This is a genomic window from Dellaglioa sp. CoH-57-MRSF-17 (assembly GCF_056782015.1).
This window is the reverse complement of the sequence record NZ_JBXAXY010000149.1, coordinates 1-266: the sequence shown is the minus strand read 5'-3', so window position 1 is coordinate 266 and position 266 is coordinate 1. Positions and strand designations below refer to the sequence as shown.

At 54.5% G+C, this 266-nt stretch carries 1 protein-coding gene; it reads left to right on the top strand.

The annotated features are described in order from the left end of the window. The coding region (locus AC1RPJ_RS08220; protein ID WP_481762918.1) for a hypothetical protein at nucleotides 1–266 on the top strand (266 nt) is incomplete at both ends.

Sequence of the window (266 nt, the reverse complement as noted above, 5' to 3'; positions counted from 1 at the left end):
GAACCGTGACGCTGACAGCAACCGACATTACTGGGTTTGCCACTGTAGCAACATCAGGCAGCTACAACGATCTGACGAACAAGCCGGTTCCGTACTCGTTGCCTATTGCCACGACATCGGCACTAGGTGGCGTGATCCTTACGTCAACGGCTCAAACCGCAGGCAACTTGTCGTCAGGAAAATTGGCGACCGTGGCCGTTACCGGCTCGTATAACGATCTGTTGAATTTGCCAACGAGCCCAGATGTTGCACGGCTACCCGTCAAC